The sequence below is a fragment of the Rhizobacter sp. P2_H2 genome (genome assembly GCF_056403375.1).
In genome coordinates this window covers 1-13,425 of record NZ_JBFUFP010000056.1, presented here as the reverse complement: position 1 = coordinate 13,425, position 13,425 = coordinate 1, and the positions used below count along the sequence as shown (strand labels likewise).

At 69.8% G+C, this 13,425-nt stretch carries 13 protein-coding genes and 2 pseudogenes; 14 read left to right on the top strand and 1 reads right to left on the bottom strand.

Features of this window, described 5'->3' with window-relative positions:
* Window positions 1–276: pseudogene (locus AC1D15_RS06200) on the bottom strand (potassium/proton antiporter); the annotation flags it as partial.
* A gap of 76 nt (window positions 277–352) precedes the next feature.
* On the opposite strand from AC1D15_RS06200, the gene AC1D15_RS06195 reads away from it, so the two are divergent.
* From AC1D15_RS06195 to AC1D15_RS06130, 14 genes and pseudogenes are all read left to right on the top strand, one after another.
* Window positions 353–1,381: a galactose-1-epimerase gene (locus AC1D15_RS06195; protein ID WP_477825313.1), complete on the top strand. Its 1,029-nt coding sequence runs from the start codon at window positions 353–355 to the stop codon at window positions 1,379–1,381.
* Window positions 1,382–1,482: 101 nt separating this feature from the next.
* Window positions 1,483–1,950 carry a Spy/CpxP family protein refolding chaperone gene (locus AC1D15_RS06190; RefSeq protein ID WP_477825312.1) on the top strand — a complete coding sequence of 156 codons (468 nt, stop codon included), beginning with the start codon at window positions 1,483–1,485 and terminating at the stop codon, window positions 1,948–1,950.
* A 43-nt stretch (window positions 1,951–1,993) separates the two neighbouring features.
* Window positions 1,994–2,695, top strand: a complete 702-nt coding sequence (locus tag AC1D15_RS06185; protein ID WP_047503156.1) for a response regulator transcription factor — start codon at window positions 1,994–1,996, stop codon at window positions 2,693–2,695.
* Window positions 2,692–4,008, top strand: coding sequence for a sensor histidine kinase (locus AC1D15_RS06180; RefSeq protein WP_477825311.1), 1,317 nt, complete (start codon window positions 2,692–2,694; stop codon window positions 4,006–4,008). Before AC1D15_RS06185 ends, AC1D15_RS06180 begins: the two co-directional genes overlap by 4 nt.
* A gap of 121 nt (window positions 4,009–4,129) precedes the next feature.
* The gene (gene tssA, locus AC1D15_RS06175) at window positions 4,130–5,152 is read left to right on the top strand and encodes a type VI secretion system protein TssA (protein ID WP_465113833.1); all 1,023 of its coding nucleotides are present in this window, start codon (window positions 4,130–4,132) and stop codon (window positions 5,150–5,152) included.
* Between the two features lie 27 nt (window positions 5,153–5,179).
* Window positions 5,180–5,689 carry a type VI secretion system contractile sheath small subunit gene (gene tssB / locus AC1D15_RS06170; RefSeq protein ID WP_047503160.1) on the top strand — a complete coding sequence of 170 codons (510 nt, stop codon included), beginning with the start codon at window positions 5,180–5,182 and terminating at the stop codon, window positions 5,687–5,689.
* Window positions 5,690–5,714: 25 nt separating this feature from the next.
* Complete coding sequence (gene tssC / locus AC1D15_RS06165; protein ID WP_477825310.1) at window positions 5,715–7,208, top strand: type VI secretion system contractile sheath large subunit; 1,494 nt, start codon at window positions 5,715–5,717, stop codon at window positions 7,206–7,208.
* 184 nt (window positions 7,209–7,392) lie between these two features.
* Window positions 7,393–7,875, top strand: coding sequence for an Hcp family type VI secretion system effector (locus tag AC1D15_RS06160; RefSeq protein ID WP_047503163.1), 483 nt, complete (start codon window positions 7,393–7,395; stop codon window positions 7,873–7,875).
* Window positions 7,876–7,993: 118 nt separating this feature from the next.
* Entirely contained in the window at window positions 7,994–8,482 is a 489-nt protein-coding gene (locus tag AC1D15_RS06155; protein ID WP_047503164.1) for an Hcp family type VI secretion system effector, read from the top strand.
* Between the two features lies 1 nt (window position 8,483).
* Window positions 8,484–9,326, top strand: coding sequence for a type VI secretion system accessory protein TagJ (locus AC1D15_RS06150; protein WP_052211474.1), 843 nt, complete (start codon window positions 8,484–8,486; stop codon window positions 9,324–9,326).
* A 9-nt stretch (window positions 9,327–9,335) separates the two neighbouring features.
* A complete protein-coding gene (gene tssE, locus AC1D15_RS06145; protein WP_477825309.1) occupies window positions 9,336–9,860 on the top strand; it encodes a type VI secretion system baseplate subunit TssE in 525 nt (174 codons plus the stop codon).
* 14 nt (window positions 9,861–9,874) lie between these two features.
* Window positions 9,875–11,743, top strand: a complete 1,869-nt coding sequence (gene tssF / locus AC1D15_RS06140; RefSeq protein WP_477825308.1) for a type VI secretion system baseplate subunit TssF — start codon at window positions 9,875–9,877, stop codon at window positions 11,741–11,743.
* A gap of 32 nt (window positions 11,744–11,775) precedes the next feature.
* Window positions 11,776–12,819: a type VI secretion system baseplate subunit TssG gene (gene tssG, locus AC1D15_RS06135; protein ID WP_465113839.1), complete on the top strand. Its 1,044-nt coding sequence runs from the start codon at window positions 11,776–11,778 to the stop codon at window positions 12,817–12,819.
* Window positions 12,820–12,836: 17 nt separating this feature from the next.
* Window positions 12,837–13,425: pseudogene (locus tag AC1D15_RS06130) on the top strand (type VI secretion system ATPase TssH); the annotation flags it as partial.

The window sequence follows — 13,425 nt, the reverse complement described above, 5'->3', positions numbered from 1 at the left end:
CCACAGGGCAGGCTTCAGGCCGGCGCGCACGCTGGCCATCGGCGTGCTGATGCCGCCTTCGAGCAGGATCACCGCCAGCGCGGCATTGCCGACCCAGGCCGTCATCTGCGTGTCGTCGAAGCGCAGGCCGCCCGGGCCGTCGACGCCGATCAGCATGCCCGCGGCGAGGAACACCAGCAGGAACGACAGGYCGAGCCGCGCCGAGAACACCCCCGCGAGCAGGCTGACGAACATCAACAGCCCGCTCGCCAGCAGCAGGAGGTGGAAGGCGTGCATCCGTGGACGTTAGCAGAGGGGCCTCGACCCGAGGCACACTGGCGGGCTGATTTCGCTGCAGTCCTTCGCCTACACCATGAGCCAATCCCTTGCCCTCGACACCGCCGTCTTCACGCTGAGCAACGCCGCCGGCCTGTCCATCCAGGTGATGGACCACGGCGCCACCTGGGTGTCCTGCAGCGTGCCGCTGCCCGGCGCCGCGCCGCGCGAGGTGCTGCTGGGCTGCGCCCGCCTGGACGACTACCGCCGCCAGACCGGCTACCTCGGTGCCACCATCGGCCGCTATGCCAACCGCATCGGCGGTGCGCGCTTTCCGCTCGACGGGCGCGAGGTCAAGGTGGCCGCGAACGAAGGCGTCAACCAGTTGCACGGCGGGCCGGTCGGTTTCGACAAGCGGCTGTGGACGCTGGTCTCGCACGCGCCGACCGAACTGGTGCTGTCGCTCGTCAGCGAAGACGGCGACCAGGGCTACCCCGGCCGCATGGAGACGACGGTGCGCTACCGGCTCGGCGACGACCTGAGCGTGCTGGTCGAGCTCGCCGCCACCGTCAGCGCGCCGTGCCCGGTCAACCTGACCAACCACGCGTACTTCAACCTCGACGGCGATGCACCCGATGGCGACATCCGCGCGCACCGGCTGCGCATCGCGGCGCAGCAGTTCCTGCCGGTCGACGCCGGATCGATCCCGACCGGCGAGCGGCGCGACGTGGCCGGCACCGCCTTCGACTTCCGCACACCGCGCCCGATCGGCGAGGCGCTGATGCACGACGAGCAGCAGAAGCTGACGCGCGGCTACGACCACTCGTACTGGCTCGATGCCGGCTGCGCCGACGGCCGCACGCCGGCCGCCGAGGTGGTGGCGGGCGATGGCCGGGTGGCGCTCGCGCTGCACACGCGGCTTCCGGCGCTGCAGGTCTACAGCGGCAACTACCTGCCCGGCACGCCGACCCGCGTGGCCGGTGCCACGTATGCGCAGCACGCCGGCTTCGCGCTCGAGCCGCAGTACTCGCCCGACACGCCGAACCACCCGGAGTGGCCGGGCTGCGTGCTGCGGCCGGGCGAGCGTTTCGAGCAGGCGCTGCGCTACGTGTTCACGGTGCGCTGAAAAGAAACGATACACGGCGATACCGCCGCGATAACACGCCGGGCGCGGCAGCGACGACGATGCAGGCCATGTTCACACCACGACCTGCAGGAGGAATCTTCATGCGCCCCTGGCTCAAACGCACCCTGATCGGCGTCTTCGGCGCCTCGGCCCTGTTCGGCGGCTTCGCCGCCTGGTCGCAGCACCCGCACGGCYTCGGCCGCTGGGAATCGATGAGCGAGGCCGATGTCGCCCGCTTCAAGGCCCGCGCGATCGAGCATGCGGCACGCCGGCTCGACCTCGACGCCGCGCAGCAGGCCCGCCTGGGCGTGCTGATCGACACGCTGCAGCAGCAGCGCCAGGCGCTGCGCGGCAACGCCGACCCGCGCGCGGAGTTCCGCTCGCTGATGGGCGACGGCACCTTCGACCGCTGGCATGCGCAGGACCTGATCAACAGCAAGCTCGCGAGCGTGCGCGACGGCAGCCCGAAGCTGGTGGCGGCAGTCGGCGATTTCTACGACAGCCTGCGGCCGGAGCAGCAGCGGCAGGTGCGGGATTTCCTCCAGCAACGCCACGGGCCGTGGAGTTGAAGCACCGTCCCGGATTGGCATCCGGGCTACGACAATCCGCGCCATGCCCCGCATCCTGCTGATCGACGACGACGCGCACCTGGCGCCGCCGCTGCGCGCGTATTTCAGCCGCTTCGACCTCGACCTCGATGCCGCCACGCGGCCGAGCGAGGGCCTGCGGCTGCTGCGCGGCGACGGCTACGACCTCGCGATCCTCGACGTGATGCTGCCCGAGATGGACGGCTTCCAGCTGTGCCGCGAGATCCGCCGCTTCAGCGACGTGCCGATCCTGATGCTCACCGCGCGCGGCGACGTCATGGACCGCGTGGTCGGCATCGAGCTCGGTGCCGACGACTACCTGCCCAAGCCCTTCGAGCCGCGCGAGCTGCTGGTGCGGCTGCAGGCCATCCTGCGCCGCACGCGGCCGGTCTCGCTGCGCCTGGGCGTCGCGACCGTGCTGTCGTTCGACGGCCTGCAGATCGACCTCGAACGCCGCGAGGCGCGCCGCGACGGCCTGGCCGTCGAGCTGACCAGCATGGAGTTCGAGCTGCTCGCGCTGCTGGCGAAGATGCCGGGCAAGGTGTTCTCGCGCGAGGAGATCCTCGAGCAGCTGCGCGGCCAGTCCGCCGACGACCTCGTCACCCGCGCGGTCGACATCCTCGTGAGCCGGTTGCGCAAGAAGCTCGAACCGCTGGACTGCATCAAGACGCTGCGCAATGCGGGCTACCGCTTCGCGGCCGGCCGCACCGGGAACCGCGCCCCGTGAACCGCTGGTCCCGGCCCTGGCACCAGGCCCGCCAGCGTGTGAAGCACTCGCTGAAATGGAAGCTGGTGCGGCTGTTCCTGCTGCTGGCCATCGGCACCACCGTGATCTTCCTGGTCGGCATGAAGGAGGTGGTGCGCCTGGGCTGGCAGGGCTGGGGCCGGCCGCTGCTGTCCGACTACGTCACGCTGCTGGCCGCCGACATCGGCACGCCCCCCGACATCGAGCGCGCCAAGGCGCTGGTCGCGCGGCTGCCGATCTCGCTGCACATCGACGGGCCGCAGGTGCAGTGGGATTCGCACCCGCAGCGCTCGGCCCCGTGGCAGCGCATCCCGTCGCCCGGCAACCCGGAAGGCATGGTGCACATCCGCACGCTGGCCGACGGCCACCGGCTGGTGTTCGGCCTCGCGCCGCCCGGCCCGGCCTCGCACCCGAAGTGGGTCGGCTGGGGCACGCTGACGCTGCTGCTGGTGATCACCTGGCTGGCGTTCTCCCATGTGCGGCGGCTGATGCGCCCGCTCGACGACATCCGCGCCGGCGCGATCCGCTTCGGGCGCGGCGAGTTCGACGAGCCGATCCCGGTGCGGCGCGACGACGAGCTCGGCGAGCTGGCCCGCCAGGTCAACACGATGGCCACCGAGATCCGCGCGATGCTCGACGCCAAGCGCGGCCTGCTGCTGTCCATCAGCCACGAGCTGCGCTCGCCGCTGACGCGGGCGCGGGTGAATGCCGAGCTGGTCGACGACAGCCCGGAGCGCACCGCGCTACTGCGCGACCTAGCCGAGATGCGCGACCTGGTCAGCGACCTGCTGGAGAGCGAGCGCCTGGCGTCCGGCCATGCCGCGCTGCAGCGCGAGCCGACCGACCTGAATGCGCTGGTCGCCGACACGCTGGCGACACATTTCGCGGGCCAGGCGGTCGGGCAGCAGCTGGCGCCGGGGCTGCCGATGCTGGCGCTCGACCGCATGCGGCTGCGGCTGCTGCTGCGCAACGCGGTCGACAACGCGCTGCGCCACGCGGCCGACGCGCCGCGGCCGCCGGTCGTCACCACCCGGCTCGGGGATGACGGCAGCGTGACGCTCGCGGTGCGCGACAACGGCCCCGGCGTGCCGCCGGAGCAGCTGGCGCAGCTCAGCCAGGCCTTCTACCGGCTCGACCGCTCGCGCCAGCGCGCCACCGGCGGCGTCGGCCTCGGGCTGTACCTGTGCCGGCTGGTCGCGCAGGCGCACGGCAGCGCGCTGCAGATCCGCGCGGCCGAACCGGGGCTGGAGGTGTCGGTCCGGTTCGACGCCAACCCCCTGGACGCGGGGGCATGAAGGGGCCCGAACGGGGTATGAACGGGGCCGGAACGTGAAGAAGTGACTTTCGGCAGATGTGGAGGGCTGCCCTCCTTTCTAGAGTGCACCCCATCGTCACTGTCTGCCGTCCCGCACCTCCATGAACGCCCTCCCCGTCGAAGAACTGCTGTCGCCGCTCTCCGACGACGCGCCGTGCGGGCCGGACCTGGAGTACGACCCGGCATTCCTCGCACTGGAAGAAGCCTCGCGCGGCAAGCCCGAGCAGCAGTTCGGCGACACCGTGATCCCGGCCGAACAACCCGACTGGCGCGCCGTCTTCGAGCAGGCCCGGGCGCTGGCCGAACGCACCCGCGACCTGCGCGTGGCCGTGCTGCTGGCCCGCGCCGGCGCCCGCCAGCACGGCGTGACGGCCTATGCGGGCGCGTTGGCGCTGATCGCCGGCCTGCTGGAACGCCACTGGGAGCATGCCTACCCGCTGCTCGACGCCGACGACAACAACGACCCGACGATGCGCCTGAATGCGCTGGCGCCGCTGGTCGACCCCACGTTCGGCCTGGCCGACCTGCGCCACGCCCCGGTGGGCGGCGGCCGCTCGCAGCTGACCGTGCGCCAGATCGAACTCGCCGCCGGCAAGGCCCAGCCCGGCAGCAGCGAATCCGTGCCCAGCCCCGAAGGCGTGCAGCAGGCCCTGAAGGCCGCCGAGGCGCAGACCCCCGGCACGCTGGCCGCRCTGCAGCAGACCGGCGACGAGATGGCCCGCATCGAAGCGGTGCTGATCGACAAGGTCGGCGGCAGCCAGGGCCCCGAGCTGCGCCCGCTGCGGGTGCTCGCGCAATGCCTGGCGAGCGCTGCGGCGCAGGCCGTGGCCGCCGAGGGYGAAGCCGCCGCCGGATCGGCAGATGCGGCCGGCGGCGATGGCGCTGCGGCCGCCACGGGCGGCAGCGCCGTCGCGGTCGGCGCGCTGCGCAGCCGCGAAGACGTGAGCCGCACGCTCGACCGTGTCTGCGAATGGATCGAACGCAACGAACCCAGCAACCCGGCGCCGCTGCTGATCCGCCGCGCACAGCGGCTGATGGGCAAGAATTTCATGGACATCATCCGCGACCTCGCGTCCGACGGCCTCGGCCAGGTCGAACGCATCGCCGGCAGTCCCGACCAGTAAACCGAACCCGCCCCAGAGGAGTCCACCATGGCCACCAGCAGTCAGAAATTCATCGCCCGCAACCGCGCGCCGCGCGTCCAGATCGAATACGACGTGGAGCTCTACGGCGCCGAGAAGAAGGTGCAGCTGCCCTTCGTGATGGGCGTGCTGTCCGACCTGTCGGGCAAGCCGGCCGACCCGCTCGCGCCGGTGGCCGACCGCAAGTTCCTCGAGTTCGATGTCGACAACTTCGACAGCCGCATGAAGTCGATGAAGCCGCGCGTCGCGTTCCAGGTGCCCAACACGCTGACCGGCGAGGGCAACGTCAGCGTCGACCTCACCTTCAACAGCATGGACGACTTCTCGCCGGCTGCCGTGGCGCGCAACAACGACGCGCTGCGCAAGCTGCTCGAGGCGCGCCAGCAGCTGTCCAACCTGATCACCTACATGGACGGCAAGAGCGGCGCCGAGGAACTGCTGGCCAAGGTGATGGCCGACCCGGCACTGCTGAACAGCCTGGCCGGGGCCAAGAAGGCCGACGAGCCGAAGGCCGAGTAAGCGCGCAGCGACACAGGAGAAAGACATGGCAGAAGCACAGAACCAATCCTCCGCGCTGCAGGGCGTCGAATTCCAGGGCGGCGATTTCGCGAGCCTGCTGAACAAGGAATTCAAGCCGAAGAGCGAAGAGGCGAAATCCGCGGTCGAGACCGCGATCCTCACGCTCGCGCAGCAGGCGCTGTCGCAGACCAAGCTGATCGGCAACGATGTCGTCAACTCGATCGAGGCGATGATCGCCGAGCTCGACAAGAAGCTCAGCGAGCAGATCAACCTGATCATGCACCACCCCGATTTCCAGCAGCTGGAAAGCGCGTGGCGCGGGCTGCACCACCTCGTCAACAACACCGAGACCGACGAGCAGCTGAAGATCCGCGTGATGAACATCAGCAAGAACGAGCTCGGCAAGACGCTCAAGCGCTACAAGGGCACGGCCTGGGACCAGAGCCCGATCTTCAAGCGCGTCTATGAAGAAGAATTCGGCCAGTTCGGCGGCGAGCCGTTCGGCTGCCTGGTCGGCGACTACTACTTCGGCCAGACCCCGCCCGACGTCGAGCTGCTGGGCGAGATGGCCAAGGTGTCGGCCTCGGCCCACACCCCGTTCATCGCCGCCGCCGACCCGAGCCTGATGCAGATGGGCTCGTGGCAGGAGCTGGCGAACCCGCGCGACCTGAGCAAGATCTTCACGACGCCGGAGTACGCCGCATGGCGCTCGCTGCGCGAATCGGACGACGCCCGCTACATCGGCCTCGCGATGCCGCGCTTCCTGGCGCGCATCCCGTACGGCGCGAAAACCAACCCGGTCGAGGCGTTCAACTTCGAGGAAGACACCGGCAGCGCCGACCACACCAAGTACACCTGGGCGAACTMGGCGTACGCGATGGCGGTCAACATCAATCGTTCTTTCAAGCAATATGGCTGGTGCTCCCGCATCCGCGGCATCGAATCCGGCGGCGCGGTCGAGGGCCTGCCCACGCACACCTTCCCGACCGATGACGGCGGCGTCGACATGAAGTGCCCGACCGAGATCGCGATCAGCGACCGGCGCGAGGCCGAGCTCGCGCGCAACGGCTTCATGCCGCTGGTGCACCGCAAGAACTCCGACTTCGCGGCCTTCATCGGCGCGCAGTCGCTGCAGAAGCCGGCCGAGTACGACGACCCGGACGCCTCGGCCAACGCCAACCTGGCGGCACGCCTGCCGTACCTGTTCGCGACCTGCCGCTTCGCGCACTACCTGAAGTGCATCGTGCGCGACAAGGTGGGCTCGTTCAAGGAGCGCGACGAGGTGCAGCGCTGGCTGCAGGACTGGATCATGAACTACGTGGACGGGGATCCCGCCCACTCGTCGGAAGACACCAAGGCGCGCCGCCCGCTGGCGGCCGCCGAGGTGGTGGTGGAAGACGTCGAGGGCAACCCGGGCTACTACAGCTCGAAGTTCTTCCTGCGCCCCCACTACCAGCTGGAAGGTTTGACAGTGTCTCTGCGCCTGGTGTCGAAGCTGCCCTCGCAGAAGGTGGCCTGACCAGGAGCAGGAAAGCGTGGCCGGCGTGGAACCTCCCACGGCGCGCCACGCGCATCGCAGCCCGGGAGGTTCAGCTTGCCGGGAACGAAACAGAAACGCCGGGCGCACGACGGAATACCCAGACGTCGTGGCACCCCTCCCCGGCATCCCACAAGCGGGTCAACTTAGTTGAAGGAGAAGCATCATGGCTGTAGACATGTTCATCAAGATCGGTGACATCAAGGGCGAGTCGAAGGACAGCTCGCACAAGGACGAGATCGACGTCCTGGCATGGAACTGGGGCTGCGCCCAGACTGCCTCGTTCGGCAACGGCGCCGGCGGCGGTTCGGGCAAGGTCAGCATCCAGGACCTGTCGCTGACCAAGTACGTCGACGCGTCGTCGACCGCACTGGCGATGGCCAGCTTCAAGGGCACGCACATCAAGCAGGCCGTGCTGACCGTGCGCAAGGCCGGCGACAAGCCGCTCGAGTACATCAAGATCACGCTCGACAGCGTCATCGTGTCGTCGCTGTCCACCGGCGGCAGCGGTGGCGAAGACCGGCTGACGGAAAACATCAGCCTGAACTTCGCGAAGTTCAAGATGGAATACACCACGCAGTCGGACACCGGCGGCAAGGGTTCCACCAGCACCGTCGGCATCGACAAAGAGAAGAACTTGGTCAGCTGACCGGCCGCAGGCTTCCTGCGTGCGCCACGGATCGGCCTTCGGGCCGTTTCGTGGCGATCCCGTTTGCGTGACTTTTCGTCGCTCACCCCCATTCGAATAACGCCAGCAAGGAAAGACCATGGGCAAGTCCGACATGTACCTGAAGGTCGAAGGCGCGGCGCAGGGCCCGATCAAGGGCGAATCGCGCGACACCAACCACACCGACGAGATCGAGGTCATCGGTTGGAGCTGGGGCCTGGACGGCAATGCGACGGCCTTCGGCAGCGCGACCGCCCGCACGACGATGCAGGAGCTGATCGTGCGCAAGCGCGTCGACTCGGCCAGCACCGGCCTGATGTCGGCCCTGCGCAGCAATGAACTCATCAAGAAGGCGACGCTGTCGGTGCACAAGGCCGGCGGCGCCGCGTCGATCGCGTACCTGACGATCACCGTCGAGAAGGCGCGCATCCTGTCGCACCGGCTGCGCAACGAGACCGACGGCGCGCCGGAACTGGTCGAGGAGTTCCGCATCGCCTTCTTCAAGGTGAAGGTCGAGTACCGCTCGCAGGACCTCGCCGGCGCCGCCAAGGGCGTCAACACCTTCGAAAACGAAGTGACGGCGGCTTGAAATGACACCCGTCCAAGCTGCGGAACAGGCCCTGAAAGAGGGCCGCACCGATGCCGCGCTGAAGAGCCTGCAGGATGGCGTGCGCGCCAAGCCGGCCGACCCGAAGCTGCGCGTCTTCCTGTTCCAGCTGCTGTGCGTGCTCGGCCAGTGGCCGCGCGCGATGACGCAGCTGGAGGTGTGCGGCGAGCTCGACGCCTCGACGCTGCCGATGGTCAACACCTACCGCGAGGCGCTGAAGTGCGAGACGCTGCGCGAGGCGGTGTTCGCCGGCAAGACCACGCCGATGGTGTTCGGCCGGCCGCAGGCCTGGGTGGCCTGGCTGGTCGAGGCGCTGATGGCCGATGCGCGCGGCGACGCGGCGCTGGCCGCCAAGCTGCGCGCCGATGCCTTCGAGGCCGCGCCGCCGACGCCGGGCACGCTGAACGGCCAGCCGTTCGACTGGATCGCCGATGCCGATTCGCGGCTCGGCCCGGTGCTCGAGGCGCTGATCAACGGCCGCTACTGCTGGGTGCCGTTCAGCGCGCTGACGAAGATCACGATCGAGGAACCCGTCGACCTGCGCGACATGGTATGGAGCGCCGCACAGCTCGAATTCACCAACGGCGGCCAGTCGGTCGCGCTGATCCCGACCCGCTACCCCGGCACCGCGACCGAGGGCGATGCGCTGGCGCAGCTGTCGCGCCGCACCGAATGGCAGGCATTGAACGACGAGCACTTCCGCGGCATCGGCCAGCGCGTGCTGGCGCTCGGCGAGCACGATTCCGACCTGCTGGCGGTGCGCGAGATCACGCTGGAGCCGCTGCCGGTGCCCGATGACGAGCCGACGCCGGACGCCGCGGCCTGACCGACGACCATGGCCACCCATGAGGTCCGCGATCGCCTTCAGCCGGTCCTGCTCGACCGCCTGACCGACCTCAACCCGCATTCGCGCGTCGAGTCGGACGAGTCGCGCGTGATGAACAAGGCGCAGATCCGCGAGGCGGTGCTGCGCGACCTGTCGTGGCTGCTGAACGCCGTCAAGCCGATGCCGCGGCTGGCGGAGCTATACCCGCTGGCCGGCGAATCGGTCATCAACTTCGGGCTGCCGCCGATGTCGGGCCAGCTCGCGTCGCGCATCGACATCCCGCTGCTCGAACGCACGATCAAGCAGGCCATCCTGCGCTTCGAGCCGCGCGTGATGGAGGACTCGCTCGAGGTGAAGGCGATCGAGCCGTCCAGCGTGCTCGACACGCACAACGTCATCGAGTTCGAGATCCGCGGCTTCATGTGGGCCCAGCCGGTGCCGCTGGAGCTGCTGCTGCGCACCCAGGTCGACCTGGAAGCCGGCCAGATCGAGGTGCGCGACGCCGCCAGCGGCTCCCTGAAACGCAAGACCTGAACGGCCCGCCCTCGATGGATCCGAACCTGCTTCGCCTGTACAACGACGAACTCGGCCACCTGAAGGAGGTCGGCGCCGAGTTCGCGAAGGAATTCCCGAAGATCGCCGCCCGCCTGTCGATGGACGGCGTCGAGGTCACCGACCCGTATGTCGAGCGCCTGCTGGAGGGCTTCGCCTTCCTCGCCGCGCGCGTGCAGCTGAAGATCGACGCCGAGCACCCGCGGCTGATCCAGCACCTGCTCGAGACCGTGTACCCCGGCTTCCTGTCGCCGATGCCGTCGACGATGATCGCGCGCATGCGGCCCGACCCGCTGGACCCGAACCTCGCGCGCGGCTTCACCGTCAAGCGCGGCAGCGCGCTGCACAGCGAGACGGTGCGCGGCCAGAAYACGCGCTGCGAGTTCCGCACCGCGCACGACGTGACGCTGTGGCCGGTCGAGATCGACACGGTGCAGTACTTCACCCACGCGCCCGACCTGCCGATCGCGCACCTGCCGCCGGCCCGCCAGGTGCGCGGCGGCCTGCGCATCCGGCTGAAGGCGAGCGCCGGGCTGAAGTTCAGCCAGTTGCCGATGGAACGCCTGGATTTCTACATCAGCGCCGGCGACGACGTGGCGTTCCGGCTGCACGAGCTGGTGCTGGGCGCGAGCCTCGCGAGCTGGGTGCAGGGCGGTGCCTCGCGCTCGCCGAGCCAGGGCTATGCCGACGCCGCGTCGGTCGAGGCCGTCGGCTACGACGACGAGCAGGCGCTGCTGCCCGAGACGCTGCGCGGCTTCAGCGGGCACCGCCTGCTGCAGGAGTACGCGGCGCTGCCGCAGCGCTTCCTGTTCTTCTCGGTCACCGACCTGGCGCGGCGGCTGGCGCGCGTCGACAGCAGCGAGTGCGAGATCGTGCTGCTGTTCGGTCGCGGCGAACCGGCGCTCGAATCGCTGGTCGATGCCAACAGCCTCGCGCTGTACTGCACGCCGGCGATCAACCTGTTCCCGAAGCGGCTCGACCGCATCCAGCTCGGCCCGGGCAGCTGGGAACACCATGCGGTACCCGACCGCACGCGGCCGATGGACTACGAGGTCCACACGATCGAGAACGTCACCGGCTTCGGCACCGGGCAGGTCGCCGAGCAGCGCTTCCTGCCGCTGTACGCCACCTTCCACGAGGAATCGCGCAACCACGGCGCGTTCTACACGCTGCGGCGCGAACCGCGGCTGCTGTCGAGCCGCCAGCGCCTCGAAGGGCCGCGCTCGGCCTACATCGGCCAGGAGGTGTTCCTGTCGCTGGTCGATCCGCGCAATGCGCCGTACCGCGAGGACATCCGCCAAGTCTCGCTGACTGCGCTCGTCACCAACCGCGACCTGCCGACGCTGCTGCCCGGCTCAGCCAGCACCTGGACGCTCGACGTCGCCGGGCCGGCCGGCCGCATCGAGACGCTGCGCGGCCCGTCGCGGCCGGTGCAGCGCATCGCGCGCGGGGACATCGGCTGGTCGCTCGTCAGCCTCTTGACGCTGAACTACCTGAGCATCGCCGGCGAGGACCCGCGCCGCGCCGGGTCGGCGCTGCGCAGCCTGATGGCGCTGCACGGGCCGGAGCAGGACGTGAGCTGGAGCAAGCAGGTCGAGGGCATCCAGGCGGTGGAGGCGCGCGCGGTGGTGCGCCGCCTGCCCTTCCCCGGACCGCTGACCTTCGGCTGCGGCGTCGAGGTGACGACCACGGTCGACGAACTCGGCTTCCAGGGGTCGAGTGCCTTCCTGCTCGGTTGCGTGCTGGAGCACTTCTACGCGCGGCATGCGTCGGCCAACAGCTTCTCGGAGACCATCGTCCGCTCGGCGACGCGCGGCGAGATCCTGCGCGCGCCGCCGCGCATCGGTTCGAAGGCGATGCTGTGAGCGCGACGCCGCCCCCGCCCCAGGATCCGAAGGTGCTGCACGAACGCCGCACGCGGCTGTTCGACGAGATCGCGCGGCAGCCGTGGGCGCACGACTTCTTCGCGGTGCTGCGCCAGATCGACGCGCTGTGGCCGCAATCGCCGCGGCTCGGCTCGGCGCTGCGGCCCGGGGCCGAGCCGGTGCGCCTGGGGCAGGACCCGGAGCTCGATTTCGCGCCGGCCGGCGTGATGTCGTTCGAGGCCGGCGAGCGCAGCGTGCCGCGCCTGGGCGTGCGCTTCTTCGGGCTGTTCGGGCCGATGGGGCCGCTGCCGCTGCACTACACCGAGCACGCGCGCGACCGGCTGCGCAACCACGGCGACGCCACCTTCGCGCGCTTCGCCGACATGTTCCACCACCGCATGCTGCTGCTGTTCTACCGCGCCTGGTCGCAGTCGCAGCCCGCGGTGCAGGCCGACCGCGCGAGCGACGACCAGTTCGCCAAGTGGGTCGGCGCGCTGTTCGGCCAGGCGCCGGCCGCGCTGCGCGGCGCCGATGCCGTGCCCGATGCCGCGAAGCGCTTCGCGAGCGGCCACCTGGCGAGCGCGACGCGCCGGCCGGAATCGATCGTCAAGGTGCTGCGCCAGTACTTCGCGGTGCCGATCCGCGTGGAATCGCACGTCGGCCACTGGCTGCCGCTGCGCCCCGAAGACCGCACCCGCCTCGGCGGCCGCGGCAACCTGGGCGCGGCACTCGGCGTCTCGGCGGTGGCCGGCAGCAAGGTCTGGGACCGCCAGTACAAGCTGCGCCTGCACATCGGCCCGCTGACGCTCGCGCAGTACCGCCAGTTCCTGCCCGGCCAGCGCTCGCTGATCGAGCTGCGCGACTGGATGCGCCAGCTGCTCGGCTTCGAGATGCTGTGGGACCTGCGGCTGATCCTGCAGGGCAGCGCGGTACCGGCACTCGGGCTGTCGGGCGCGTCTCCTGCCGCGCTCGGCCTGACCAGCTGGCTCGGCCGCAAGACGCCGCACCCCGACCGCGGCGAACTCCTCCTGAACCCGGCGCAGATGCACGCGACGGGCTCWCATTCCTCCACCTAGGGACCCAAGGAACGACCATGGCTGAAATCAGTCGCACCGCCCTCTTCGGCAAGCTCAACCCGATCGCCTACAAGGCCATCGAAGGCGCCACGGTGTTCTGCAAGCTGCGCGGCAACCCGTACGTCGAACTGCAGCACTGGATCTACCAGATCCTGAACGGCAACGACAGCGACCTGCACCGCATCGTCAAGCACTACGAGCTCGACGGCGCGCAGCTGGTGGCCGACCTGACGCAGTCGCTCGACCGGCTGCCGCGCGGCGCCACCTCGGTGACCGACCTGTCGAGCATCGTCGAGAACGCCGTCGAGCGCGGCTGGGTCTACGGCTCGCTGATGTTCGGCGACCGCCAGGTGCGCACCGGCTACCTGCTGGTGGGCGCGCTGAAGACGCCGTCGCTGCGCAACGCGCTGCTGGCGATCAGCAAGCAGTTCGAGCGCATCAAGCTCGACGACCTGATCGACCGCTTCGGCTCGCTGCTCGCCAGTTCGCCCGAGCATGCGCAGGCCGCGAGCGACGGCGGCGCGCCGGGCGAGGCCAGCGAGGCGATCGCGCCGGCCGCGATGGGCAAGCAGGAGGCGCTGAAGCGCTTCACGACCGACCTGACCG